Here is a 26,160-nt window from a genome sequence, read left to right as displayed (position 1 = left end):
CCGGCGAACGACAGGGATGGGACGGCAGAGATGACGGATCCGGCGCAGACGGTCACCAACTGGGCACGCAACATCACGTACACCGCCAAGGAGTTCCACCGCCCGCACTCGCTCGACGCGCTCCGGTCGCTGGTGGCCGGCAGCACGCGGGTACGGGTGCTGGGCAGCGGGCACTCCTTCAACCGCATCGCCGATCCGGGCCCGGAGGGCGTGCTGGTCTCGATCGCCGGGCTGCCGCCGGTGATCGAGGTGGACACGGCGGCCCGTACGGTCCGGGTCGCGGGCGGGGTGCGGTACGCCGAGCTGGCCCGCGCGGTCCACGCCCACGGCCTCGCACTGCCCAACATGGCCTCGCTGCCGCACATCTCGGTGGCCGGCTCGGTCGCCACCGGCACCCATGGCTCGGGGGTGGCCAACGGGTCGCTCGCGGCGCCCGTGCGGGAGGTGGAGCTGGTCCTCGCCGACGGCTCGACGGTGACGATCGCGCGGGGGGAGGCGGGCTTCGAGGGGGCGGTGACTTCGTTGGGGGCGCTGGGGGCCGTCACCGCGCTCACCCTGGACCTGGAGGCGGCATATGACATGGCGCAGACTGTATACACCGAACTCCCCCTGGACGGCCTGGACTTCCCGGCGGTCTCCGGCGCCGCCTACAGCGTCAGCCTGTTCACCGACTGGCGGGCGCCGGGCTTCCGCCAGGTGTGGGTGAAGCGGCGCACCGACCGGCCCGCCACGGACTTCGAGTGGGCCGCGCCCGCGACCGAGGCGATGCACCCGGTGCCGGGGATGCCGGCCGGCAACTGCACCCAGCAGTTCGGGGTGCCGGGGCCCTGGCACGAGCGGCTGCCGCACTTCCGGGCGGAGTTCACGCCGAGCAGCGGCGACGAGCTCCAGTCGGAGTACCTGCTGCCGAGGACGACGGCCGTCGACGCACTGCACGCCGTCGACGGTATCCGGCAGACGGTCTCCCCCGTCCTGCAGACCTGCGAGGTGCGGACGATCGCCGCCGATCCGCAGTGGCTCAGCCCCGCCCACGGCCGTGACTCGGTCGCCCTGCACTTCACGTGGGTGGACGACCTGACGGCCGTACTGCCCGTGGTGCGGCGGCTGGAGGAGGCGCTGGAGCCGTTCGACCCGCGGCCGCACTGGGGCAAGGTCTTCGCCGTTCCGGCGGCGGAAGTGCGCGGGCGCTACCCGCGTCTCGGCGACTTCCGGGCCCTGGCCCGGGACCTGGACCCCGACGGGAAGTTCGCGAACCCCTTCGTGGCGGATGTCCTGCAGGGCTGACCGACTTAATCAAACCCTTAGCCTAATGCCTTGTCGAAAGCGCTTCCCAGGCCATAGCCTTGCGCCGCGTGAAGCACACATCACGTGACATCCGCACCGCGAACCGCTACGAGGTACTGCGGCACATCATCGCCGAGTCTCCCACCTCCCGGCAGGAGCTGGCGGCCGTCACCGGGCTGAGCCTGGCCACGGTCGCCACCCTCGTCGGGGAGCTGCTGGAACTGCGGATGATCACGGAGGTCGGCTTCGAGGACTCGGCGGGCGGCCGGCCCCGGGGACTCGTCGCGGTCAACGCCTCGGGGGGCGCGCTGATCGGCGTCGACATCGCGGAGACGTACGTCCACGTCGAGCTGTTCGACCTCGCCCTGAACGTGCTGGCCCGCGCCGAGGAGGACATGCGCCCCGGCGGGATCCGGCCGGAGCAGGTGGTCGGCCAGGTGGCCGCGGCGGTCGGCGCGGTGGTGGCACAGGCCGGCATCGAGGGCGCGCGGGTGCTGGGCGTCGGGGTGAGCGTGCCGGGGCAGGTGGACCGGGCCACCGGCATCGCCGAGTACGCGCCCAACTGGGACTGGCACGACGTGCCGTTGCTCGACCTGCTCGCCGAACACATCGCCTACCCCATCCACCTGGACAATCCGCTGCGTGCGTGTGCGGTGGCCGAACAGTGGTTCGGGGCGGCACGGGGGCGCGGGGACACCGTGGTGGTGAACCTCGGGACCGGGGTCGGCGCCGGGCTCGCGCTCGGCGGCGGGCTGCACCGGGGTGTCAGCAACAGCGCCGGGGAGTGGGGGCACACGACGCTCGTCCTGGACGGGCGGCCGTGCCACTGCGGCAACCACGGCTGCGTCGAGACGTACGTCGGCGCCCCCGGGATCATGCTGAACCTGCGGGAGCTGAGCCCGCAGAGCCCGCTGCTGCACCCGGACGACCAGACGGCCACCGTGGGCGCGCTGGCCCGGGGCCTGGCGGACGGTGATCCGGTCGCGGTCGAGGTCGTACGGGACACGGCCCGTTACATCGGTGCCGGGATCGCCAACCTGGTCAATCTGCTCAACCCCGAGCTGGTCGTGCTCAGCAGCTGGGTGGCCCGCCGGCTCGGCGAGCCGCTGCTGGCGGAGGTGCGAGAGGCCGTCCGGCGGCACGCGCTCGGGCGGCCGTTCGCCGCCACCGAGATCGTCCTCTCCCCCATCCCCACCGACCCGGTCTGCCTGGGCGCGGCCACGTTCGCGCTGGAGGGCGCGCTGCGGTCGGTGGGCCTGCGCAACGGCGTACGCCCGGGCCGTACCGTGCCGGCTGCCCGCTGATCGACGCGGTCCTCCCGGCCATGGACGCCGCCGTCCCGGTGATCGAATAGTCCAAATCGCGGGTCGATTAATCCATTGCCGGGCTCCTCGGCGCTCTGCGACCGTCGTGGCGTATCCGCGGCCGGTCGGCCTCACAAGCCGACCGGCCGTACGTCGTGCACGGAACGAGGGAGGCACCGGCGTGGCCGGAAGCATCGAGGTCCGCGGTCTGTCCCGCACCTTCCACACCACCGTCCGGCGCCCGGGTTTCGCGGGCGCCCTGCGATCCCTGGTCAACCCCGAGCGCGTCGAGAAGCACGCGGTCTCCGACGTCTCCTTCGACGTCGCCCCGGGCGAACTCCTCGCCCTGCTCGGCCCGAACGGCGCGGGCAAGTCGACCACCATCAAGATGCTCACCGGCATCCTCACCCCGACCTCCGGCGAGGCCCGGGTCGCGGGCGTGGTGCCGTACCGGGAACGGGAGCGCAACGCCCGGAACATCGGCGCGGTGTTCGGGCAGCGGACCCAGCTGTGGTGGGACCTGCCGGTGCGCGAGTCGTTCGCGATTCTCCGGGACATCTACGAAGTGCCGAAGGCCGAACATGCGGCACGCCTGCGGGAGTTCGACGAGCTTCTGGAACTCTCCGCCTTCTGGGACACCCGCGTGCGGCACCTCTCGCTCGGCCAGCGCGTCCGCTGCGACCTGGCCGCCGCCCTGCTGCACGATCCGCCGGTCGTCTTCCTGGACGAGCCGACCATCGGCATGGACGTGGTGGTGAAGGAGCAGGTTCGCGAGTTCCTGCGGTACCAGGTGGCCGAGCGCGGCCGTACCGTGCTGCTGACCACGCACGACATGACCGAGGTGGAGCGGCTCGCCGAGCGGGTGGTGCTGGTCAACCACGGCCGGCTGGTGCTGGACGGCACTCTGGACGAGGTCCGCCGGGACTTCGGCTCGACCTGGCAGGTGCGGGCGACGCTCGCCGACCCGCACACCCCGGTCGGCCCGCTGCCGGGCATCGCGCTGGTGAGCCATGAGGGACCCCAGGTGGTGTTCGGCCCGGACGGTCCGGCCGCGCCCACCGTCCACCAGGCGTTGAAGCTGGTCATCGAGCGGTACGAGGTGACCGGTGTGGCGGTGGACGAGGCGGACCTGGAGGACGTGATGCGCGCGGCCTACGCCGAGGCCAGGGCCAGGGCCGAGGCGGCGTGATGACGACCCTGACCTATGCCTGGCGCGCCGCCCGGGTCACCCCGCTCGGCGAGCTGTACACCCCGCCCCGGGTCACCGCCGCGCTGCTGCGGCTGACCGTGCAGGTGGTGCTGGTCGCGTCCCTGTGGCACGGCCTGTACGCGCAGACCGGTACGACCGCCGGGCTCTCCCGCGACCAGGCGGTCACCTTCGCGGTGCTGGCCGTACTCGCCTCCCGGCTGCGGGAGCTGGACCAGTACGCGGCCCGGGACACCGTCGTGCAGCACATGTACTACGGCACGATCGTCTACTGGTACCTGCGCCCGCTCTCCCCGCACCGCTACTACGCGCTGCGCGCCCTGGGCGAGCAACTCTACGGACTCGCCTGGGCGTTGACCGGCTACACGATCTGCCTGGCGGCCGGCGTCGTGGTGCCGCCCGAATCGGCGGCCGTGGCGGGGGTGTTCGCGCTCAGCCTGCTCCTCGGCCAGTGGGTCCTGCACTACGTCATGCTGCTCATCGACCAGTTGTGCTTCTGGACACTGCGCAACACGGCCGCCCTGCTGATCCTCGTCTTTGCGCAGAACCTGATGTCCGGGGTGTACGCCCCGCTCTGGTTCTTCCCGCACTGGTTCCTGGTCCTCAGCTCGTTCCTGCCGTTCCAGGCCACGCTCAACGTGCCGCTGTCGCTGTACGTGGGTCGCATCCCGCTGTCCGACGCGGGCTTCCAGCTCGGCGTCCAGGCGGCCTGGCTGGTGGCGCTGCGCTTCCTCACCCGGTTCCTGTGGCGGCGCGCCGCCCGCCGCGTCGTCTCCCAGGGAGGCTGAGGCCCATGAACGCCGTCCGGATCATCTGGCGGGTCACGCAGCTCAACTTCCGTGCCCAGCTGGAGTACCGCACCGAGTTCCTGATGATGATCGCGATCGGCGCGGTCTGGCAGGTGTCGGTGATCGTGTTCGCGACCGTGCTGCTGACCCGGTTCGCCGGGATGGGCGGCTGGGACAGCTCGGACGTCCTCCTCATCCCGGCGACCCGGATGCTCGCGCACGGTCTGTTCGTGCTCTTCCTGGGCCGGGTGCACGGTCTTGGCCGGCACATCCAGGAGGGCAAGATCGACGCGTATCTGCTCCGCCCGCTCCCGGTCTACCGCCAGGTCCAGCTGGAGTTCTTCCCGACCAACGCGATCGGCGACCTGACGGTGGCGGTGGGCCTGATGGCGGGCGCGCTGGGCCGCAGCCACCTGGACTGGACGCCGGGCCGGATCGCCTACCTCATCGCCGCGGTCCTCGGCGGCATGTTCCTGGAAGCCGCCCTGTTCACCGTCGTCGCCTCGGCCTCCCTGCGCTTCCCGGCCGCCGACTACTGGGGCCGCTGGCTGGAGGAACTCCTCGGCACCTTCGGCAGCTACCCCCTCAACGTCCTCCCGAGGGCGGTCGGCGGCCTCCTCACCTACGGCCTCCCGCTGGCCTTCGTCGCCTACTTCCCGGCGGCCGTCCTCACCGGCCACGGCCACTCCACCGGCGCCCCCTACTGGCTGGCGGCCGCCTCCCCGCTGCTGGGCCTGCTCGCCTACCTGGCCGGCCGGCTGCTGTGGCGGTGGGCGCTGGGGCACTACACGGGGGTGAACGGCTGACGTTCCCCGCCCGTGTCAGGTGCGCCCCGCGCCACGGATCGGGGTGCACAGGCCCGCGAGGGCGATCAGGGTGCAGCAGGCTCCGGCCGCGGCGGCCACGGGGGCGGTGCCGTAACGCTCGGCCGCCCAGGTGAGGACGGCCGCGCCGACCGGGGCCAGCGAGTACTGGAGGGTCCAGTGAGCGGAGGTGACGCGGCCGAGGAGGGGTTCGGGGGTGATCTCCTGGCGCAGTGACATCGAGCAGGTGCCCGCCATGCCCACGCAGGCCAGGTAGACCGCGGTCACGACGGCCACGGCGGGCACCGTGTGCAGCCGGCCGAGCCCGGCGAAGGCCAGTCCGCACACCGCGGTCGTGCCGATCCAGGTCGGCCCGAAGCCGAGCCGCCGGCGGAGCCGGGCGACCAGCAGCGCCCCGGTGACGGTGCCGACCGCGCCGACCGCCAGCACGGTGCCGACCGTTCCGTCGTCGTGGCCGAGATCGTGCTTCAGGTGGTAGATCACCAGGTCGTTGATGCCGAGGGTGAGGAAGCTGAAGAGGGAGAGGAGCCCGGTGAGCGAGCGCAGCACGGGATGGCGGACGAGGTACGAGATCCCGGTGCGCAGGTCGCGCCCCACGCCGGTGCCCTTGGGCACGCGATCGTCTCCGGCCCGCTCCCGCAGCCGTACGAAGAACAGGCAGCTCGCCGACACCGCGTAGCTGGCCGCGTCCACGGCCACCGCGTCGGCCGGTCCCGTCCAGGCGGCGACCAGGCCCGCGCCCAGGGGGCCCAGGACGCCGGCCGCGGCCGCCGTGGCGTTCAACCGACCGTTGGCCTCCGTGAGTTGGCCAGTGCCGACGAGTCCACGGACGACGGTGACGTACCCGACGGCGAAGAGCATCCCGACGGCCTCGCACAGGGGCAGGACCACATACAGGAGCCACAGCTGCGGCCCGGCGAGCCAGACGAGCGGGACCAGGCCGTAGAGGACCATCCGGACCAGGTCGCAGGCGATGAGGAGCCTGCGCCGGTCGACCCGGTCCACCACCACGCCGGCGAAGACCGCCGCCAGCACCATCGCGGCCCCGCCGACACCGGTGAGCAGGCCCATCCGGGCCACCGAGCCGGTCGCCTGGAGCACCAGCAGGGGCAGCGCGATCAGGCTGAACGAGTCACCGAGGACGGAGAGGGTCTGGGCGAGCCAGAAGAACCCGAAGTCCCGCTGTCTCCAGAGGGGTCGGCCGTCCGCCGCGCGCCTCCGCGCCGCCGCCCGCGCCACCCGCCGCGCGCCGTATGCCACGGCTCCCCCTTCCGCCTCTCCGCAACCCTATGCCGCCGGGCAGGCGCCATAATCACTTGCGGCCAAAACCTAGAGACTCTAGCTTTCTGCCTTGGAAACCTAACTGGAGGCGTCACATGGCACGTGCCGGGATCACCGCCGACCGCCTGGTCGCGGCGGCGGCCGAACTGGCCGACGAGGCCGGCTTCGAGCAGGTCTCGCTGTCCGCGCTGGCCCGCCGCTTCGGCGTGCGGGACGCGAGCCTCTACTCGCACGTCCGCAACCTCCAGGACCTGCGCCACCGGCTCGCGCTGCTCGCGGGCGGCGAGATGATCGACCGGATCGCCGTCGCCGTGGCCGGCCGGTCCGGACGGGACGCACTGGCCGCCTACGCCGACGCCTACCGTGCCTACGCGCTCGCCCACCCCGGGCGCTACGCGGCCACCCAGATCCGCATCGACCCCACGCTCGTCGACCCCGACAACCCCGCCATGCGCCGCACCGTGGAGATCACCTACGGCATGCTGCGCGGCTACGGCCTGGCCGAGCCCGATCTCACCGACGCCGTACGCCTGTTGCGCGCCACCTTCCACGGCTACTGCGCCCTGGAGGCCTCGGGCGGCTTCAACGCGCCGCGCGACGTCCGCGCCTCCTGGGACCGGGCGATCGACGCCCTGCACATCGCACTCGAGAACTGGCCCCGCGAGGAGACCGACCACCATGTCTGACCTGCACTACGACGTCACCGGCAGCGGCCCCGTGCTGCTCGTGCTCCCCGGCGGAGCCGGGCACCCCATGGGCCTGGGCCCGCTCACGGAACGTCTCGCCGCGCACTTCACGGTCGTGACGTACGACCCGCTGGGCCTCGCCCACGGCCACCTGGGGGAGCCGGTCGCCGACCAGCGCGTGGCGGACTGGAGCGAGGGCGCGCACCGGGTCCTGGCGGAGGTACTGCCGGACGGCGACTCGGCGTACGTCTTCGGCACCAGCGCCGGCGGCATCACCGCCCTCGACCTGCTGGCCCGCCACCCGGACCGGCTCCGGCACGTCATCGCACACGAACCCCCGTGCGTCACGCTGCTGCCGGACGGGGAGCGACTGCGCACCGAGCTGATCGAGCAGCTCGACGCCGCCCGCCCGGCCCCTGGGACCCCGATGGCCGTCTTCCTCGCCCACGTCCTCCGCCCCTTCACCACCTACCGCCCACCGGCCGCCCTGCCCCGCCTCACGATCGCGGCCGGAACCGACTCGAAGGGCCAGCTCCTGTACCGCACCGCGGAGTTCGTCGCCGAGCACACCGGCGCGGCCTGCACGGAGTTCCCCGGCGGCCACCTCGGCGTCCTCGAAGACCCGGCCGGGTTCGCCGACCGGGTCAGGGAGACACTGCTCGGGACCGGGTGACACAGCAGGGATGACGCAGAGCGACCGGCCGCACACCTGGAATGCAGCGACGGAGGAGGCGTGACTATGGTGGACAGTAGGTCTTGGCCGAGGGCCTGACCCAGGGCGCAAGCTCCGCCGGCCACCGCACGGCGCCGGCGTACCACGACGCTCGTCAGCCTTGTGCGCTCGGCGCCATGCCCTTCCCGGACTTCCCGACCATGCCGTTCTCGGTTTTCCCCAGGGAGCATTCCCATGGCTGCTCAGACCGCCTCGATCGTCCTCGAACCCGAAGCACGGGAACTCGCCGAAGCAACCTCGCACCATCCGTTCCTGTACGAGCTGAATCCCACCGCTGCACGCAAGGTCCTCGACGACCTCCAGGCCGCACCGGTCGACAAGCTGCCGGTCGACGAGGAGTGGATCACCGTGCCGGCCGCCGTGGGCGACGTACGGGTACGCATCGTCAAACCGCAGGGCGCCACCGGAATGCTGCCCGTCGTGCTGTACATGCACGGCGGTGGCTGGGTACTGGGCAACGCCGGCACCCACGACCGCCTGGTGCGCGAGCTGGCGGTCGGCGCACGCGCGGCCGTGGTCTTCGTGGAGTACACGCCCTCGCCCGAAGCCCACTACCCCGTGGCCATCGAGCAGGGCTACGCCGCCGCCCAGTGGATCGTCCGCGAGGGAGCCTCCAAGGGGCTGGACGCCCAGCGCATGGCGGTGGCCGGGGAATCGGTCGGCGGGAACATGACGGCCGCACTCGCCCTCATGGCCAAGGAGCGCGGTGACGTCACGTTCGTACAGCAGTCGATGTACTACCCGGTCACCGACGCGGCCATGAACACCGGTTCCTACGACCAGTTCGCCACCGGCTACTACCTGAGCCGCAAGCTGATGGAGTGGTTCTGGGACGCCTACACGACCGACCCGAACCAGCGCGCGGAGATCACCGCGTCTCCCAACCAGGCCACCGCCGAGCAGCTCTCCGGCCTGCCGCCCGCTCTGCTGATCGTCGACGAGGCCGACGTGCTGCGCGACGAGGGCGAGGCGTACGCCGCCAAGCTCCGGGCGGCCGACGTCCCGGTGACCACGGTGCGCTACGACGGCACGGTCCACGACTTCATGCTGCTCAACTCGCTCAGCAAGTCCGAGGCCGCCCGTGGCGCGATCGACCAGGCCACGACGTTCCTGGGCAACGCCCTCGGAACCGACCAGGCCTAGCGGAGACGTCCCCACACACGGCAACCTTCCGGGACCCGGCGGCAACCACAGGGCATGACTTCCGCACCACGCACCCCGACCCACCGCCGGGTCCACGCCTACCGCAAGCCCGCGATCGGGCTCCTCGCCGTCGGCGGACTGCTGGCAGGCGCCTGGTACGCCACCGCAGGCGCGGCCACCACCCCGGACCTCACGGTCACGTCCACGGCGGTGAGCCTCGGCGCCAAGTACCCCTACCTCTCCGCGGGTTACAACAACACCCGGGAGTGGAACCGCACCGCCACCGCGGTCGCCCCCGACGGCACGATCCGGGTCGCCTGGCCCGCCGCCGACGGCGTGCACGTCACCCCGCTCACCGCGGCCGGCAAGCGGTCCGGCGCCGACACGGTCGTCAAGGGCGCCAAGGAGGTCGGCGGTCTGGTCGCCCACACCAACGGGTTCGCGCTGCTCACCCGGGTCTCCGACACCAACAAGTGGAAGGAGACGGCGGCCGCGATCGTCCGCTACACCGGCGGCAAGAAGACCTGGACCACCAAGCTCACCGGCACCGCCTCCCACGACACCTCCCCCACCCTCGACGGCCAGCTCACCTGGAACGGCTCCAAGTACGGCGCCTACTTCGTGGTGCACGGCGCGGGCGGCTTCGCCGACGGGCACTTCGGCGACAAGCTGTCGTACGTCAGCGCCGGGGGCAAGAAGCTGAGCGGCGGCTGGAGTTGGGGCTGCAGCCACAACGAGGGGATCGCCCTGCACGCCGAGACCTCCGGCGCCTTCACCTCCCTCTGCTTCGACGACTGGCGCTCGGGCCTGTTCGTCTCCACCGGCATCGGCGCCCCGGACGTGGCCCCGGTCGTCCAGCGGGAGCAGTGCTGGGCGGGGTACTGCGGTGGTACCTTCCCCGGCCGCACCGGCGACCTGGTGAAGTCCGCCACCGGCAGGTACGCGACCGCCTTCGCCTCCCGGGGCGCGGCCTCCGCGAAGAAGAACCCGGACGACAGCAGCGGCCGTGGCTGGACGGTCACCCCGAAGACCGCCACCCACCAGGTCGCCATCGCCTTCCTCAAGAACCGCAACTCCGGTCCCGGCAAGGCGATCTACCTCACCAGCGCCAAGACCGTCGAGAACGTCGACGTCCACCTCGCCCCGTACGGCAAGGACAAGCTCCTGGTCACCTGGGAGTCCCTGAAGAACGCCAAGTGCTCGGCCGGCACCTGCACCGGCACCTTCACGGGCACGCACCTGCGGCTGGTCGACTGGAACGGCACGCCCGTCGGCGCCGACAAGGTGGTGAGCGCGCGGTTCACCGGTGACATCGCGGTCCTCAAGGACTCCTCCCTCGCCTGGGCGTACGCGTCCGTCACCCCGAGCTACAGCACGTCCCTCACCGGCGCGTCGCCGACCACGACGACGCTGCGGATCGCCCGTCTCACGCCGTGACGCGTGCCGCCGTGCCGTCCGCGGTGCCGAGCGACTCCACCATCCGGCGCATGACCTCGACGGGCAGCGCCGGATTACGGGCGGCGGTCTCGACGCCGCCGCGTCGGAGCAGCTGCGTCAGGAGCCGTACCGGCAGGTTCGGATGGAGGGCGGCCGCCTGCCGTATGTGCTCATGAGGATCCGCCAGCAGCCGCGCGGCGGCGACGGCGGACAGCCGGGGGTCGGTCGCGGCGCGGTGGCGTACCTCGTCACTGGGGTCGCAGCTGAGCCGTTCCACCAGCTCGGGTGTGGACTCGGGGTCGTCCAGGGCCAGTCGGCGCATGCGCGGGCTCGGGCCGTCCGCGTACCGCAGCAGGCCCTGGCGGGGGAAGTTCGGATGGCTGCGCGGGCGGTCGGGGGTGGTCAGGCTGCCGGTCCACCACTGCCACACCCGCAGCAGCATCTCGGGGGGCGCATCGTCGCAGGACTCGGCGAGGAAGAGCTGTACGACCCGGTCCTCGTCGTCGGCGAGGCGGGCGACCGCGTCCGGTGGCAGATGCCGGGCGCGGGCGACACTTCTGCGGACGAGGGGGTGCGCGGAGGCGGCCAGGCGGCTCATGGCCTCGGGGTCGTCGTGGAGCGCCATGACCCAGTCGAGCGGCCAGTAGCGGCCGTCCGGGTTGAAGTCGACGGGGATGTCCGCGCGTTGCTCCTCGGTGAGGTCGGCGCGGACGGACACGGACCAGCGGACCCACGGGTCCTGGTCGCCGGCGAGCAGGGCGACCAGGTCGGGGTCCAGCCGCGGGTTCGACGCGAGGGAGCGGCGCTCGTCCGCGTCGCCGTGGCGGGCCAGGTGCTCGGCGAGTTCGCGCTCCAGCCGGCAGCTCTCCAGCGCCTCGCGCTTGACGTCCCCGGACTCGTACACCGGCCGGGGCATCGGGTGGTCCCGGTGGTGCAGCGGCAGCGCCCGCTCGCGCACCGTGTCGTACGGGTCGGTCAGGAGCGCTGTCCGTGCCGCGGCGTCGAGATGCGGCCAGGCGGTCACGCAGGCCACCGCCCGTACCCCGCCGTCGGGCTCGCTGGTGGCCAGGGCGACCGCCAGTTCGGCGGGCAAGCCCTTGAGGCGTGCGGCCTCGCAGCGCACGCGTGCGGAGGGGTCGGCGGCCAGCTCGCGGCAGGTGTCCTCGGGCAGCTCGGCGCAGCGGTCGGCGGCCATCATGGCGAGGAGCCACCTCTGCCGTTCGTCCCGCTCGGCCGCGATCACGCGCGCCCACTGCTCGGGCGTGATGTTCGGCTGGTGCTCGGCCGCGTTCATCCGGACCTTCCAGTCCGGGTCGGCCAGCAGCGCGTCCACGACATCCGCCGGCATGGCGCCGTACATGGCGTAGGAGGACTTCTTCAGCAGCAGCGGCCGCAGATCCTTCGGGGTGGCCGGGTTGACCGAGAGACCGCTCGCCCAGGAGTCCAGCACATCCTGTGTGGGCCTGGGCCCCCGGAACAGCGCCTCCCAGGCAACCGCCCGGTCCTCGTCGGTCTCCGCGGCGGCCTCCTGCGCGGCCGCCTCCTGCCGCTCCCTGATCCGGTCGACGGCGACCAGCCAGACCGTGTACTCCTCCGTCGTGGCTCCCACCAGGGCGTCGCCGTCCAGGGAGAGCGTCAAGAACTCGGGCCGTCCGGGCCGCTCACCGAAGACTCCGGCGAGGTCCCAGTCGTCGGTGAGCCGGACCCGTATCCAGCGCCTGGGCCCGTTGCCGTGGAAGTCGACGAGGAACACCCCGTCACCGTCGAGCAGGCCCGCCCCGGACGCCAACCGGTGCCACTGCGCGTTGAGTTCCGCGACCGCATCGGGCCGGTCGAGCGCGACCTCCACGGTCGGCTCCGCCTCCCACGCGATCACGTGCCGCCACGCCACCGGCGGCGGCACCACCTCCTCGACACACGGGTCCGCCACCAGCTCAAGCCCGGCCCGCCCCAGCAGTTCGACCAGTTCTTCTCTCCGCCCCATGATCGGCATCATGCCCGACGCGGCTCAGCCCTGCGTGAGGTGCTGCACATCCACTCCGTCGTCCTGCCAGCGGACCCGCAGACCGGGTCCCCCGCTCCACAGCACGGTCAACTCCTTCGCCCCTTCGGCGCGGACCGTCACCGTCTCCGCCAGCGGCTCGGCATCCGCCGCCCCGGTGAGCCGGCTCAGCGCGGCGAACAGGGTCGGGCCCTCCCCCGTGACCCCGGTCAGCGCGTCGTCGAGGCCCACGGCGGGCAGCAGTTCGGCCCGCAGCCCCTCCGACGCGGCCCAGCCGGTCACCCGCACCGGCGTCCCCGCCCCGGCCCCCGCCACCAGGAAGGCCCGCACCTCCACGGCCCCGTGCACGAGCACCGCACTCGTCACCCGGGCGCCCGAACCGGCCGTGTGCCGGGAGGCCGCCCAGCCCTCCCCCACGCCCAGCGGCTCGATCCGCGTGCGGCTCGGGTCGTCGCCGACGATCACGCTGTTGTCGTACGACGCCGAGGGCTCCGTCACGGTCGAGTAGCCGAGCCGGGTGTAGTAGGGGTCGTAGCGGACGTCCTCGCTGCCGTGGTTGTGGAGGCGGACGACCCCGTCCGAACGCGTGGACTGGAGCAGCCAGTTGGCGGGCGCGATCGGGGTGACCGCGTCGGTGCGCTCCGCCGGGCCCGGTTCCTCCGTGGCCGTCCACACGGCGTGGTCCGGCGGGAGCAGCAGGCCGAGGAAGCCCTTGCTCGCCCAGTACGGGGACGCCGGGCCCGAATAGCCTTGCAGCACCGCCGCGTTGGGCCCGTGCCAGCCGAGGGTCAGGAGTCCGTGGGCGTCCACCGCGCCCCGGTCCAGGAAGTACTTCAGCGCTCCGGAGGCGAGTCGCCGGGTCTCCCCGGGGGACAGGGGCGTACGGCCGGTGAGGGCGCCCAGCCACAGCGGGGCCGTGGTCGCGAAGCGGTACGTCAGGGAGCGGCCCTGGTGCATCGGGGCGCCGTCGCCGCCGAACAGGCGGGCGTAGTCGGCGAGATGGCGTTCCAGGCGGCCGCCGTACAGGTCGAGCAGCTTCTCGTCGTCGGCGAGCCAGGCGTGCAGCACCGGGTAGAGGTGCATCGCCCAGCCGTTGTAGTAGTCGTACTTGCGGCCGTCGCCGTCCGTGTACCAGCCGTCGCCGACGTACCAGTCCTCGATGCGGGCCAGGCCGCGGTCGATCGCACGGTGCGCGGCCTCCGGCTCGTGGCCGACCTCGGCCAGGAAGCCGCCGACGGTCACGGGGAACAACTCCCAGTTGCAGGGCCAGGGTTCGGCGGTCAGCGCGTCGGCGAGCCAGGCCGCGGCGCGCTGTCGTACGGCGTCGTCGAGCCGGTCCCAGAGCAGGGGGCGGGTCAGGCGCAGGGCGAGGGCGACCGAGGCCGCCTCGACCAGCGGCTGGCTGCGGTCCTCGATGCGCGGCCAGACGCCCGACACACCGGCCGCGAGTCCGTCCGCGTACCGCTGCAGCGCGGTCTCGTCGCGGCGGAAGGCGGCGAGGAGCAGGGTGCGGGCGTAGCCCTCCAGGCCGTCGGAGAGCCGGCCCGACCAGCTCTGGCGGTCGCCGGGGAGGTGGTACAGGGCGCGGTCCGGGGTGGCGTACGGCTCCACGGCGGCGAGCAGCGCGTCGGCCGCGGCCTCCCAGTGGGCGCGGGTGTAGCCGGTGCGCGGGCTGGGGCCGCGGTCCTCGGGAGGCAGCTGCATCGGTGCTCTTTCTCGCTCGTACCGAACCTTGTACCGAACCTCGTACCGAATCTCGCGCCGGACCTCACACCAGACCTCGCGCCGGATTTCGTACCGAGTCTCGTGCCAGTCGAACCTGGGGCGCCCCGGTTCCGGTCGGGACGCCCCAGGGGCTCATTCCGCCCGCACGGTGCCCCGGGGCACCAGGTGCTGGGCGAGCAGTTCGTCGCGCACCAGGCCCGCGTAGACGGTGGCTCCGTACGCGGAGGTGTGCGTGTTGTCCTTCTTCTCGTTGTACAGGTACAGCGCCTTGGAGCCCTCCACGCCGAGGGACTCCACCAGCGCCTTGGTCTTCGCCGTGAGGTCGATCAGCGGAACGTCCTCGGCGGCGGCGACCGAGCGGATCACCTCAGGATGATTGACGCCGAGCCCGTTGACCAGAAGCGCGATGTCGTTGTTCAGCGTGCCGTCGGCATTGAACCAGCGGCGCACGATCGGTGTGACCAGCACCGGCCGCCCGCCCTTCTCCCGTACGCCCGCCACCAGCGTCTCCAGATTCGCCCGGTAGGTCGCCTCGTCCGTCGTCTTGTCGTTGTGCGCCAGCTGGATGAGGACCAGGTCACCCGGGCGGATCAACGGCTGGACGGTACCCCAGAGTTGCGGGTTCTGGAGGTAGGTCACCGTACTTTCGCCGGAGTCCGCGTAGTTGGCGACGGCGACGCCCTTGCGCAGGTACTGCGGGAGCTGCTGGCCCCAGCCGGAGTAGGGGTCGGCGGGCTGGTCGCAGACGGTGGAGTCGCCGACCAGGAAGATCTGCCGGGTGTGCCGGGAAGCCGGGGTGACGCGGATGCCGGCGAGTGCGGGGGCCGGGCCGCCGATGGTGAGGTCCAGCCCGGGAGTTCCGTCCGGGCCCGTCGGCTCGCCCTCCGGGGTGCGGACGTTGACGGTGAAGCCGCGGGTCACGTGCCGCCCCGCGGCCACGGACGTCTCGGGGAGGAGCGAGCGGCGGGTCTCCCCGCCGATGCTCGTGCCGGACGCGGCCGCGCCGCCGAGCCGGACCGTCACGTCGTAGTCGCCCGGCGGGACGTCGAAGTGGCAGGCGGTCGCGGTGCAGTTCTCGATGCCCAGGGGCGGCCGCCGTCCGTGGGCCTGGGCGGCGGGGGCGGCCGTCAGGCAGGCGGCGAGGACGGCCGCCGCGAGCGCGGCGGCACGGACACCGTTGAAACGTCTCACTCGGGACTCCTCCGTCGTGGCGACATGACCTGGCGCGGACCGTACCCCAAGCTGGCAAGCGCTTTCCAGCCCTTGGACCCATTTCCGCAAACTGCCAACCCCATGACGGCGAAAGCCCTTTCGCGAAATCGATTCAACTGTCACTCTCACACTCACCCGCACCCCCGCCCCACCGAAGGAGGCACCCCCATGTCCGGATCCACCGGGAGACCGCTCGGACGCCGCACCTTCGTCCTCGGCAGCGCGGCCGCCGCCGGTACCGCCGCCCTCACCGGCCCGCTGGCCGGCACCGCCTCGGCGGCGAGCTTCGGCTGGTCGGACGACGGCTCCAACTACGTCGTGGACACCGGCGCCAGCCTGGTCTTCAAGGTCAGCAAGACCAACGGCGACCTGACCTCGCTGGTCTACAAGGGCACCGAGTACCAGGGCTACGGCGGCAAGAACTCGCACGTGGAGTCGGGCCTCGGCACCTCCACGGTGACCATCGCCCAGTCCGGCACCACGATCCTGATCTCGGTCGCCTACGGCACGCTGAAGCACTACTACGCGGCCCGCAGCGGCGAGAACAACGTCTACCTCTGGACCAACAAGGCCGACTCGTCCGTCACCGCCACCCGGTACATCGTGCGCGTGAAGGCCGGTCTGTTCCTCAACGACGAGCCGGACTCCTACACCTACGCGCCCACCGTCATCGAGTCCGCGGACGTCTTCGAGAAGTCCGACGGCCAGACCCGCGCCAAGCATTATTCGAAGCTGCGGGTGATGGACTACGACTCCATCGGCTGGACGACCGGCAGCGTCGGCCTGTGGATCGTGCGCAGCAACCACGAGAAGGCCTCCGGCGGCCCGTTCTACCGCTCGCTGCTGCGCCACCAGAGCGCCGACGGCGGCGGGCTGTACGAGATCCTGTACTACGGCGAGAACCAGACCGAGTCGGAGCGGTACGGCCTCCAGGGCCCGTACGTCATCGCCCTCACGGACGGCGGCGCGCCCTCCTCGTCCCTCTACCCGGGCACCCTGACCACCTCGTGGGCGGACTCGCTCGGCATCTCCGGGTACGTGGCGGCGGGCGGGCGCGGCCGGGTCGCGGGCGTCGGCATCACGGGGCGGGACACGGCGTACGCGTACACCGTGGGCCTCGCCAACTCGGCGGCACAGTACTGGGGTTCGGCGCGCGCGTCGGACGGCTACTTCTCAGTCACCGGGGTGCTGCCGGGGACGTACACCCTGACCGTGTTCAAGGGCGAACTGGCCGTCTACTCCGGCTCGGTGACCGTCTCCGCCGGTGCGACCACCACCCTCAACACCATCGCCGTACCGTCCTCCAACGACCCGAGCAATGCCTCCGCGATCTGGCGGATCAACAACTGGGACGGCACGCCGGGCGGCTTCAAGAACGCCGACCTGATGACGTACATGCACCCGTCCGACGTGCGGGCCGCGTCCTGGACCGGGAACGTGGTCATCGGCAGCGGCACCGAGACCTCGGCCTTCCCCTGCTACCTGTGGAAGGACGTCAACAGCGGGATCGTCGTCTACTTCAAGCTGACGGCCGCCCAGGCCGCCGCCGCGCACACCCTGCGGATCGGCGTGACGACGGCCTACGCGAACGGCCGGCCGCAGGTCGTCGTCAACGACACCTGGACCTCGGCCGTCCCCTCGCCGCCCACCCAGCCGAGCACGCGGTCGCTGACCGTGGGCTCGTACCGGGGCAACAACTACACGTTCACCTACAGCGTGCCGGCGTCCGCCTGGCTGACGGACACCAGCGCCTACAACACGCTGAAGATCTACGTGGCGAGCGGCTCGGGGACGACGTCCTTCCTCAGCGCCGGCACGTCGATCGACGCGATCGACCTGCTGAACTGATCCGGCATCACGTTCCGCGCGTCCACTGCTGGTTCGTGCCGCCGTTGCACGTGTACGTGATGATGGCGGCCGAGTTGGCGGTGGACGCGCCGCTCACGTCCAGGCATTCACCCGACGTACGGGCCTTGATGTTCACGTACGACCCCGAGGTGACGACCGACCACTGCTGGGCGGTGGCGCCGGTGCAGTCCTCCTGGGTGACGTCGGCCGAGTTCTCCTGGAGGCAGAGCGAGCTGCCGCGGCCCATCAGTTCGTAGTAGCCGGTGCCCAGGTCCTTGAACCACCACTTCTGGTTGGTGCCGCTATTGCAGGTGTACTGGCTGATCGCGACGGCCTCCCAAAGGGACTGGTTGGGCACGTCGGCGCACTTGCCGCTGTGCCGGGCGATCAGGGTGTTGTAGGTGGCGCTGGTGCCGGTGACCGTGCCGGCGGCCGTGTCGACCGACACCTCCGGGTACCAGGACATCGACATCGAGGTGTCGGTCGGGAAGGTCAACGGCAGCCAGACGTACCGGGAGTCGTTGACCGTGCCGCCGAAGGAGTTGCCCCAGCGGTCGCCCATGTAGAGGTACGAGGTGCCGGAAGTGCCGCTGACCGTGAGGACGTACGCGGTCTGGGAACCGTACGCCGTGGAGTCGCCGACGTTGGTCCAGGAGGTCCAGGGGCCGGCGAGCGAGGTGGCGGTGGCGTACTTCTGCTGGTTGGGGCTCCAGCCGGTGGCGGCCGAGGTCAGCATGAAGTAGACACCGTTGCGCTTGAAGAGGGCCGGGGCCTCGCGGCTGGCGCCGGCCCAGGGGTTGGCGACCAGGTTGTCGATGCCGGTGTAGTCGGCGGTGAGCTTGTAGATGTGCAGGTCGGCGTTCTCGTTGGCCGCCGAGACCATGTAGGCGGTGCCGTCGGTGTCGACGAAGGTGGTGAGGTCGCGGGACATGTACTGGCCGAGCGGCTGGAAGCTGCCCTGGTAGGTGTAGGTCCCGTCGACGGTGTCGGAGACGGCGACGGCGGCGCGGGCCTGGCTGTAGTCGACGCCGTTCTCCTTGTGCATCCACATCACGAACTTGCCGGTGGATGCGTTGTAGATGACCTTCGGGCGCTCGATGTAGGCGGTGCCGAGCTCGGAGGCGGAGGACTGGGTGAGGACGTGGTTGCGGAACTCCCAGGTCTTCAGGTCGGTGGAGCGGTAGGCGTCCACCGACTTGAAGGTGTTGTCGGAGTTGCGGTCCTCGCCGAACCAGTAGTAGTAGCCGCCGACCTTGATGACCCCGCCGCCGTGGGCATGGACGATGTTCCCCGAGGTGTCGGTGAACTGGGTGCCGTTGGTGACGGTCTGGGCGGCGGCCGCGGCCGGTCCCGCGGCGGCCAGGGCGCCGATCACCGCCAGGCAGAGGGACAGCAGGATCGCGTACGCACGTCTCATCTCACACACGCTCCTCAAGGGGAAGGTTCGATCCGACGATCGTTCGTCATTCCGAACGGCATTTGCCATGACGAACGTTGTGATCGCCGAAAAGGTAAGGGCGTGTTACGAGGAGGTCAACGGGTCTGACGAGACATGGGGGAAAGCGATTTCCGACTGCACGCGGTCCGGGCCCGGTTTTCTGTTATCCGCCGCCGTCCGCGCCGTCTCCGATGACGTGCGCACCCTTCTCCACACCACCGCAGCGGCCGCCGGCGCCCTGGCCGCCCTGCTGTCCTCCGCCCCTCCCGTCCTCGCCGCCGGCGCCCGGGACGTCACCGCCGACGTGCTCGCCGACCGGGACGTGACCCTCACCGGCGACACCGTCGTCACCGTGCCCGCCGGGACGACCACGTACGACGGCGTCCTGCACGGCGAGGGCACGCTCACCGTGCGCGGCGGCGGCACGCTGATCCTCACCAGGGACAGCGACTTCACCCTGCCGAAGGCACGGCAACGGCAGGTCGTGCGCACCCTGGGCGGCAACCATCCGTACACGACGGTCACCCACCCCGACCCGCCGGCGATCACCGTCGAACGCGGTACGACCCTGCAGTACGGCACGGGCGGCGGCACCGGTCTGATCGGCCACTTCCCGTACCAGACGCCCGGCTACCAGCTGAACCAGCTCAACATCCGCGTCGACGGCACCCTGCGGCTGTCCCTGACCCGCACCTTCAACATCGGCACCATCAGCGGCTCGGGCCTGGTGACCCAGCCCCGGAACATGTGGGGCACGCTGGACCTGGCGGGCACCCAGCCCTTCTCCGGCGTCATCGACAACGGCACGGGAATGGCCGTCGGCCGCCCCGAGTACCCCGTGTCCCTCCCCGACGCCCGCGCGATCCTCAACCAGGGCTCCTGGATCATCGACACCCCGCTCGGCCAGACGGTCACCCTGCGCCAGGACTTCTTCCAGCGCGAGTACGGCAGTGACGTCAACGTCCACTCGCGGCCGGGCAGCAAAGTGGTCCTCACCGGCCAGTACAGCTACAGCGACCGGGGCGGCGACACGAACCCGTCGCTGAGCGACCCGTCCCTCAACTGGAAGCCGATCCCGCACCAGTCGAACAAGCGCGGCACCAACATCGAGGGCGCGGACGTGCACTGGGGCGACGGGACGACCCACCGCATCTTCATGCCGGGGACGAAGGACACCGTCTACGTCAACCTGCACGAGGCGAGCGGCCGCCGCTCCCGGCTCACCTTCGACTACGACGGCCCGGTGACCCTCGGCGCCCCGATCGGCGGCGGCCGCTACCACGACACGCTGGCCGCGCCCGGCGCCGGGGACGTCGTGATCGCGGGCACCCGCGGGAACGACGTGACCTTCGCGGCCGCCCAGGACTACGACGGCTCGACGACGATCGAGAACGGCGCGGTGCTGCGGCTGGGTTCGGGCACGAAGGGCGGCGACGGCTCGCTCCTGACGGGCACCGCACGACAGCGCATCGACAACGACGGCACCCTGATCGTCCGCAACACCTCGACGCCGATCCGCCTGGCACACGTCGGCGGCTCCGGGTCCCTCGTGCAGTCGGGGGCGGCCACCACCACGCTCACCGGCGGCGCGGTGACGTACACGGGGACGACCACCGTCGGCCAGGGCACCCTCGCCCTGCGCTCCGGGGCGACCCTCGCGCACAGCGAGGCGATCCGCCTCACCTCGGCCGGGGCCCGGCTCGACCCGGGCCCGGCGGGCCTGCGGGTGCTGACCGCGCTCTCCGGGACGGGCACCGTGCTGGGCTCCGTCACCAACGACAGCCTGGTCGCGAGCGGGTTGACGGTGAAGGGGGACTACACCCAGCACCGGCGGGGCGAACTGGTGCTGCGGAAGGGGCCGTTGAAGGTGACGGGCCGGGTCGCCCTGGCCGGTGCCCTCGACATGTCCGCCGCGGGCACCGCCCCGGCCCGCCGCATCACCGTGGTCGACCACACCGGCAAGGCCCCGACCACCGGGGCCTTCGACGGCCTCGCCGAGGGCGCCGCGGTCAAGCTGGCCGACACCGTCTACCGGCTCACCTACCGGGGCGGCGACGGCAACGACGTGGTCCTGAACGCGGAGTCGGCGCAGGCCTCGACCAAGGCCGACCCCACCGACACCACGCCCACCGCTCCCCCGACGGTGACCACCCGCTCCGCCGCCGACTCGACGCAGCCGTTCGGCTGGTGGCCCTACGCCCTCGCCCTAGGCCTCCTCGGCGGCCTGATGGTCCCGGCGACCCGGCGCAGGCAGCGCAGGAGCCGCCGCAGGAGCAGGCGGCACGCGGCCTGACCGGCTACCGGTGCCGTCCGCTCGGCGGCTCCGGAAAGCCCAGTTCCGGCGCCAGAGCGCGCGCCTCGGCCGCCCAGTCCGCGAGGAAGGCGAGCGTCAGACCCCGTTCCCGGTAACGGAGTTCGGCGGAGACCGGGCGGCCACCGCCGTAGTCCAGCTGCGCCTCGCCGGCGCGGGCCAGCATCAGGGCGGTCAGCCAGTCGTACTTCACCGCCGAGGCGCACACCGCGAGCCGTACCAGCCGCTCGTCGAAGTCCCGGCCGGTCTCGCGCAGGCCCTGGACGTAGGCGTCGTAGGCCGCCGCCGCGTACCCGGGCAGCCGGGCGGCCGGGACGAAAAGGTCGAAGACGGAGTCGGGGAGGTAGTTGCCGAGATCCTCGCCCAGGGCGCCGTCCCCGGCGAACGACCAGTCGAGGGCGACGGTGGCGGGGCCGTCGGAGCGGAGGTTCGCGGGCCACATGTCGAGGTGGCAGAAGGCCCGCGGCAGGGCCTCCAGCACCTGGAGGAACCACTCGCGGTCGTGGTGCAGCCGGACCATCTCGCGGCGCAGGCCACGCGGGAAGTGGTCGCGGACCAGGGGCTGCCGCCAGGCCTCGTCGTCGTCCAGGAGCTCCTGGCCGAGGGTGTTGCCGCCGATGTACCGGCGCAGGAAGCGGCGGGTCAGCCACGGGTGGTCGTCGGGCCGCGCGGCACCCTGGGCGGCGCCGAGGCGGCGGGCGTGCTCGACGTGCCGGGCGAGCGGCCAGTCGGTGGCCGGCTCCCCCGGCACGTCCTCCAGCCACAACGCGACATCCCCGTCGGGCCGTTCGACGAGAGCGAGCAGCCGGGGCGCGCGGATGCCGTAGGGCTGCCAGACCTGGGCGAGACCGGACTCGTAGACGTGCGCCTCGCGCCGCCAGTAGTTCCAGTGCCGGGGCTCGTCCGAGGCGGCCCAGCGTTCGGTGGCCTCCTTGCTGCGGGTGAGCACCTTCAGAACGGCCGAGCGGCGACCGGCGCTCACCCGCCACACGCCGCCGGTGACGCCGTTCTTCGGGTTGTGGACGAGGGGGTCGAAAACGGCTCCGTCCGCGCCGAGCACCTCGCGGGCCTCGGTGTCCTGGAGTGTCGTCTCAGGCATGGCCCAAGGCTAGTTCGCGGGCGATCTCCGCCGCGCCGCCCACGTGGATCCCCGGGCCGTCCGTCTCGTGGCGCACGACGGCCCTGACCGTCGCCGGGGTACCGAGCGAGTCGCCCATGTCGGCGGTGACACCCCGCAGGCCGTCGCGGGCCAGGTGGGCGGCCAGGCAGGCCGTGCTGTTGGCGTTGGCGATGTCCTCGGGGACGCCGATCGACGGGGCGAACATACGGGCCGCGACCCGGCCGTCCGGTGCCGGGGCCGAGTAGAGGTAGCAGCCCAGCAGGGCCGGCCGGTCGCAGGCGGTGCGGAGGCGGTCGAGGTCCGGGGTCAGCGCGGAGACGGCGGACCGAGTGGGAAGCGGGACGAGGAGTCGCGGCCGCCCCAGGGTGGCGACGACACAGCCGGGCGTGTCCCCGGCGACGCCCAGGGCGGTGAGGACGTCCTCGTGTTCGCCGGCCTCGGGCGCGCGCAGGCCGACCGGGCCCGGTGTGAACCAGGCCTCCAGGCCGCCGTTCCCGTCGTGCCGGATCGCCCGGCCCGCGAGGGTGCCTCCCCGCGTCCGGAGGGTGACCTCGCGGGTGCCGGCGCGGGCGGCCAGGACGGCCAGCGCCGCGACCGTGCCGTGGCCGCAGCCGGGCAGTTCGCCCTCGGCGGTGAAGAAGCGCAGCGTCGCCCCGCCGCCGTCCGGGTCGGCGGAGAGGAACACGGCATGGGACGTACCGGCCCGGACGGGCACCTCGCGGCGCTCGTCGTCGGTGAGCGGGGTGTCGTCCAGGACCGCGGTGGGGCTGCCCCCGCGGCCGTCGCGCAGGCAGGCACGGACGATGGTGACGTTCACGGCAGCGAGCGTAGAGCAGGACGCCGCCGAGGCGCCGTCACAACAGGCCGGCGTGACGTTCGAGGAACGCGGCGACGTCCGCCGGATCCTCCAGCGGAAGCGGGTAGACCACGAGCCGGTCGACGCCGAGGTCGGCGTAGCGCCGGGCGGAGTCGGCGTTCACCGGGGAGAGTTGCGTGAAGTTGATCTCGAGTCGGCCCAGCCACTCCGGGCGTTCGACCTCGGCGGCCGCCTTCCGCAGCCCGGCGAGATGCCCGGCGAGATCCTCCGGGCTGTCGCCGTTGCCGAACCACCCGTGGCCGCGCGCGACCGCCCGCCGGAACGCGGCCGGGCTGTGGCCGCCGATCACGATCCGCGGTCCGTGTTCCCCGACGGGCCGCGGGTGTGCGTCGATGCCGTCGAAGGCCACGTACCGGCCCTGGTAGGACGGCGCCGGCTGGGTCCACAGCGCCCGCATCGCGTCCAGGTACTCGTCGGTGCGCCGGCCACGCTCCGCGTACGGCACTCCGACAGCGGTCATCTCCGGTTCGAGGTAGCCGGCTCCGACCCCCAGAGACAGCCGGCCACCGCTCAGCACGTCGAGGCTCGCGACCTGCTTGGCGAGCACCAGCGGATTGCGCTGCGGCAGGATGACGATCCCGGTGCCGAGCTCCAGCCGTTCGGTGACGGCCGCGACGTAGGCCAGGTGCACCAGCGGGTCGAGAATCGGATCCGTAGGCTCCATCGGCGAATCCGGTACCCGGGGGCTGGGCAGCACCACGTGCTCACCGGCCCACCACGACCGGTACCCCAGCTCCTCCGCCAGCCGAGCCAGCCGGACGGTCTCCGCAGGTCCCAACACGGCCTTGGCGTTCAGCCCGTTGACGCCCAGTTCCACCGGTGCCCACCTCCCTGTGCCCCGGGCGGCGAGGACCTCGGCGCCCTGCTCGCACCCACGCCACCCATCATCGAATTCCGCGCACCCGCTGTCCAAGAGCTGCTGTTATAGCCTTCGGCTATGGATGTCCACATCCGGGACCTGCGCTACTTCGTCGCGGTCGCGGAGGAACTCAGCTTCACCCGGGCCGCGAGCGACCGGCTCTTCGTCTCACAGCCGACGCTGAGCAAACAGATCCGCCGGCTGGAGCTCTCCTTGCGGACCGAGCTCTTCGAGCGTGACCGGCGGACCGTCACCCTGACCGCCGCGGGCAGCGCCCTCCTGCCCCGGGCACGGCGGCTGATCGAGCAGTGGGAGGAAGCCCAGCGTGCGATCGCCGACGCCATGGCCGCCCAGAACTCCACGCTCACGGTCGGTTTCCACACGAGCATCGGTCGCGGACTCATCCCGGCCGTCACCGCCACGATGGAGAAGCTGCTCCCCGGTTGGCGACTCCGGTTCCGCCAGATCACCTGGGCCGACCCGACGGTGGGACTCGCCGGCGGCGATGTCGATGTCGCCATCGGCTGGCTGCCCGTCCCGACGGGTGGCGACTACGCGCACAAGGTGATCACCAGGGAGGACCGCTGGGTCGCTCTTCCGGCCGGTCACCGTCTGGCCGGCCGCCCGGTCGTCTCCTTCGAGGATCTCTCCGACGAGCCTTTCATCGCCCTTCCGGCGACGGCCGGAGCGCTCCGCGACTTCTGGCTCGGCAACGACCGTCGCCGGACACCGGCGCGCATCGCCGCGACGGCCGAAACCGCCGACGAGACGTTCGAAGCGGTCGCTTCAGGGCTCGGGGCAGCCCTGCTCGCCGCGGGCAACGCCGAGATCTACCGGCGGGAGAACGTCACCTGCCGGCCGGTCAGCGGTCTCCCTCCCAGTGAGCTCGCCGTCGTCCGGCGCACGGAAGACCACCGCAGAGCCGTACGGGTCTTCATCGACGCCTGCTGCCTCTGCACGGCAGCCTGCTCGTAGGGGGCTGCCCGCACCGTGGACGCGGTCGGTCGTTTCGCTGCCGGGTCGACTAGCGTCGGAGGCATGACCAGCGACCACTCCCCCAGCCTCGCCGACGCCCTCGCCGCCGGGACGGTCGTGCTCGACGGCGGCATGTCCAACCAGCTGGCGTCCGCCGGGCACGACCTGAGCGACGAGCTGTGGTCGGCGCGTCTGCTGGCCGACCGCCCCGACGCGGTGAGCGACGCGCACCTCGCGTACTTCAGGGCGGGCGCGGATGTCGCGATCACCGCCAGCTACCAGGCCACGTTCGAGGGCTTCGGCAAGCGCGGGATCTCCCACGAGGAGGCCGCCCGGCTGCTCGCGCTGAGCGTGGCGCTGGGGCGCGACGCGGTACGGCGGGCACGGGCGGAAGGGATCGTACGGCCGTTGTGGGTGGCCGCCTCGGTCGGGCCGTACGGGGCGATGCTCGCGGACGGCTCCGAGTACCGGGGGCGGTACGGGCTGAGCGTCGGGGAGCTGGAGCGGTTCCACCGGCCCCGGCTGGAGGTGCTGGCCGGGGCGGGGCCGGATGTGCTGGCGCTGGAGACCGTGCCGGACGCGGACGAGGCGGCGGCGTTGCTGCGGGCGGTGCGGGGGCTGGGGGTGCCGGCCTGGCTGTCGTACAGCGTGGCGGGTGGGCGGACGCGGGCGGGGCAGCCGCTGGAGGAGGCGTTCGCCCTGGCCGCCGACGCGGACGAGGTGATCGCCGTGGGGGTGAACTGCTGTGCGCCGGAGGACGTGGACCGTGCGGTGGAGGTGGCGGCGCGGGTGACGGGGAAGCCGGTGGTCGTCTATCCCAACAGCGGGGAGGTGTGGGACGCGGAGGCGCGGGCGTGGACCGGGCGGTCGTTGTTCGACACCGGGCAGGTGGTGGGGTGGCGGGATGCGGGGGCCCGGTTGATCGGGGGGTGCTGTCGGGTGGGGCCGGAGGCGATTGCCGGGATTGCGCGGGTGGTTTGAGGGGCGCGTGTTCGCCGTGGGCGGTGCCGACGGTAAGCGACTGCGGGTCGTTCTGGGCTGGTCGCGCAGTTCCCCGCGCCCCTGAAGGGGCGCTACTGTCCCGTCGGGAACCGGTTGGCGGGGGT

The 26,160-nt window shown here is 72.2% G+C and carries 21 protein-coding genes; 13 read left to right on the top strand and 8 right to left on the bottom strand.

Annotated elements, in window-relative coordinates; translation table 11 throughout:
- Positions 1 to 30 precede the first annotated feature (30 nt).
- From ABT137_RS24995 to ABT137_RS24975, 5 genes are all read left to right on the top strand, one after another.
- The gene (locus ABT137_RS24995; RefSeq protein ID WP_351712485.1) at positions 31 to 1,284 is read left to right on the top strand and encodes an FAD-binding protein; all 1,254 of its coding nucleotides are present in this window, start codon (positions 31 to 33) and stop codon (positions 1,282 to 1,284) included.
- Between the two features lie 68 nt (positions 1,285 to 1,352).
- A complete protein-coding gene (locus ABT137_RS24990; RefSeq protein ID WP_351712483.1) occupies positions 1,353 to 2,588 on the top strand; it encodes an ROK family transcriptional regulator in 1,236 nt (411 codons plus the stop codon).
- Between the two features lie 181 nt (positions 2,589 to 2,769).
- Positions 2,770 to 3,777: an ABC transporter ATP-binding protein gene (locus ABT137_RS24985; protein WP_351712481.1), complete on the top strand. Its 1,008-nt coding sequence runs from the start codon at positions 2,770 to 2,772 to the stop codon at positions 3,775 to 3,777.
- Complete coding sequence (locus ABT137_RS24980) at positions 3,777 to 4,583, top strand: ABC transporter permease (protein ID WP_351712479.1); 807 nt, start codon at positions 3,777 to 3,779, stop codon at positions 4,581 to 4,583. Before ABT137_RS24985 ends, ABT137_RS24980 begins: the two co-directional genes overlap by 1 nt.
- Before the next feature lie 5 nt (positions 4,584 to 4,588).
- Positions 4,589 to 5,389 (top strand): ABC transporter permease, encoded by an 801-nt coding sequence (locus ABT137_RS24975; protein WP_351712477.1) that lies wholly within the window; start codon positions 4,589 to 4,591, stop codon positions 5,387 to 5,389.
- Positions 5,390 to 5,404: 15 nt separating this feature from the next.
- Here the strand turns inward: ABT137_RS24975 and ABT137_RS24970 are convergent, their stop codons facing one another.
- Complete coding sequence (locus ABT137_RS24970) at positions 5,405 to 6,667, bottom strand: MFS transporter (protein WP_351712475.1); 1,263 nt, start codon at positions 6,665 to 6,667, stop codon at positions 5,405 to 5,407.
- 116 nt (positions 6,668 to 6,783) lie between these two features.
- Between ABT137_RS24970 and ABT137_RS24965 the strand changes: the two genes are divergently transcribed.
- The 4 genes from ABT137_RS24965 (at position 6,784) to ABT137_RS24950 (ending at position 10,687) form a co-directional block, all read left to right on the top strand.
- Positions 6,784 to 7,374, top strand: coding sequence for a TetR/AcrR family transcriptional regulator (locus ABT137_RS24965; RefSeq protein ID WP_351712473.1), 591 nt, complete (start codon positions 6,784 to 6,786; stop codon positions 7,372 to 7,374).
- Positions 7,367 to 8,047, top strand: coding sequence for an alpha/beta fold hydrolase (locus ABT137_RS24960; RefSeq protein WP_351712471.1), 681 nt, complete (start codon positions 7,367 to 7,369; stop codon positions 8,045 to 8,047). The genes ABT137_RS24965 and ABT137_RS24960 overlap by 8 nt, the downstream gene beginning before the upstream one ends.
- A 234-nt stretch (positions 8,048 to 8,281) precedes the next feature.
- A complete protein-coding gene (locus tag ABT137_RS24955; RefSeq protein ID WP_351712469.1) occupies positions 8,282 to 9,250 on the top strand; it encodes an alpha/beta hydrolase in 969 nt (322 codons plus the stop codon).
- A 54-nt stretch (positions 9,251 to 9,304) separates the two neighbouring features.
- A complete protein-coding gene (locus tag ABT137_RS24950) occupies positions 9,305 to 10,687 on the top strand; it encodes a hypothetical protein (RefSeq protein WP_351712467.1) in 1,383 nt (460 codons plus the stop codon).
- Here ABT137_RS24950 and ABT137_RS24945 read toward each other — a convergent pair.
- The 3 genes from ABT137_RS24945 to ABT137_RS24935 form a co-directional block, all read right to left on the bottom strand.
- Positions 10,677 to 12,671 (bottom strand): PE-PGRS family protein, encoded by a 1,995-nt coding sequence (locus ABT137_RS24945; protein WP_351712465.1) that lies wholly within the window; start codon positions 12,669 to 12,671, stop codon positions 10,677 to 10,679. The two genes, ABT137_RS24950 and ABT137_RS24945, sit on opposite strands and share 11 nt — an antisense overlap.
- A 24-nt stretch (positions 12,672 to 12,695) precedes the next feature.
- On the bottom strand, positions 12,696 to 14,393 hold the full coding sequence (locus ABT137_RS24940; RefSeq protein WP_351712463.1) for a DUF2264 domain-containing protein: 1,698 nt from the start codon (positions 14,391 to 14,393) through the stop codon (positions 12,696 to 12,698).
- Between the two features lie 153 nt (positions 14,394 to 14,546).
- Positions 14,547 to 15,605 (bottom strand): rhamnogalacturonan acetylesterase, encoded by a 1,059-nt coding sequence (locus tag ABT137_RS24935; RefSeq protein WP_351712462.1) that lies wholly within the window; start codon positions 15,603 to 15,605, stop codon positions 14,547 to 14,549.
- A 189-nt stretch (positions 15,606 to 15,794) separates the two neighbouring features.
- Between ABT137_RS24935 and ABT137_RS24930 the strand changes: the two genes are divergently transcribed.
- Positions 15,795 to 17,474 (top strand): rhamnogalacturonan lyase B N-terminal domain-containing protein, encoded by a 1,680-nt coding sequence (locus ABT137_RS24930; RefSeq protein WP_351712460.1) that lies wholly within the window; start codon positions 15,795 to 15,797, stop codon positions 17,472 to 17,474.
- A gap of 7 nt (positions 17,475 to 17,481) precedes the next feature.
- Here ABT137_RS24930 and ABT137_RS24925 read toward each other — a convergent pair whose 3' ends face one another.
- Positions 17,482 to 18,891 carry an RICIN domain-containing protein gene (locus tag ABT137_RS24925; RefSeq protein ID WP_351712458.1) on the bottom strand — a complete coding sequence of 470 codons (1,410 nt, stop codon included), beginning with the start codon at positions 18,889 to 18,891 and terminating at the stop codon, positions 17,482 to 17,484.
- Positions 18,892 to 19,108: 217 nt separating this feature from the next.
- Here ABT137_RS24925 and ABT137_RS24920 point away from each other — a divergent pair, with 217 nt between their 5' ends.
- A complete protein-coding gene (locus ABT137_RS24920; RefSeq protein ID WP_351712456.1) occupies positions 19,109 to 21,205 on the top strand; it encodes an autotransporter in 2,097 nt (698 codons plus the stop codon).
- Positions 21,206 to 21,209: 4 nt separating this feature from the next.
- Here ABT137_RS24920 and ABT137_RS24915 read toward each other — a convergent pair whose 3' ends face one another.
- From ABT137_RS24915 to ABT137_RS24905, 3 genes are read right to left on the bottom strand one after another with little or no spacing between them, the layout of a single operon-like run.
- Positions 21,210 to 22,322 carry an aminoglycoside phosphotransferase family protein gene (locus tag ABT137_RS24915; RefSeq protein ID WP_351712454.1) on the bottom strand — a complete coding sequence of 371 codons (1,113 nt, stop codon included), beginning with the start codon at positions 22,320 to 22,322 and terminating at the stop codon, positions 21,210 to 21,212.
- Positions 22,315 to 23,160, bottom strand: a complete 846-nt coding sequence (locus ABT137_RS24910) for a PhzF family phenazine biosynthesis protein (protein WP_351712452.1) — start codon at positions 23,158 to 23,160, stop codon at positions 22,315 to 22,317. The genes ABT137_RS24915 and ABT137_RS24910 overlap by 8 nt, the downstream gene beginning before the upstream one ends.
- 37 nt (positions 23,161 to 23,197) lie before the next feature.
- On the bottom strand, positions 23,198 to 24,037 hold the full coding sequence (locus tag ABT137_RS24905; protein WP_351712450.1) for an LLM class F420-dependent oxidoreductase: 840 nt from the start codon (positions 24,035 to 24,037) through the stop codon (positions 23,198 to 23,200).
- Between the two features lie 120 nt (positions 24,038 to 24,157).
- Between ABT137_RS24905 and ABT137_RS24900 the strand changes: the two genes are divergently transcribed.
- Together ABT137_RS24900 and mmuM are read left to right on the top strand one after the other, a co-directional pair.
- On the top strand, positions 24,158 to 25,054 hold the full coding sequence (locus ABT137_RS24900; RefSeq protein ID WP_351712448.1) for a LysR family transcriptional regulator: 897 nt from the start codon (positions 24,158 to 24,160) through the stop codon (positions 25,052 to 25,054).
- Between the two features lie 63 nt (positions 25,055 to 25,117).
- Positions 25,118 to 26,035: a homocysteine S-methyltransferase gene (mmuM, locus tag ABT137_RS24895; protein WP_351712446.1), complete on the top strand. Its 918-nt coding sequence runs from the start codon at positions 25,118 to 25,120 to the stop codon at positions 26,033 to 26,035.
- Positions 26,036 to 26,160: the final 125 nt, after the last annotated feature.

Origin of the sequence: Streptomyces sp. NPDC001980, from assembly GCF_040296885.1 — a bacterium.
GTDB lineage: Bacteria > Actinomycetota > Actinomycetes > Streptomycetales > Streptomycetaceae > Streptomyces.
This window is presented reverse-complemented; position numbering and strand designations above follow the sequence as displayed.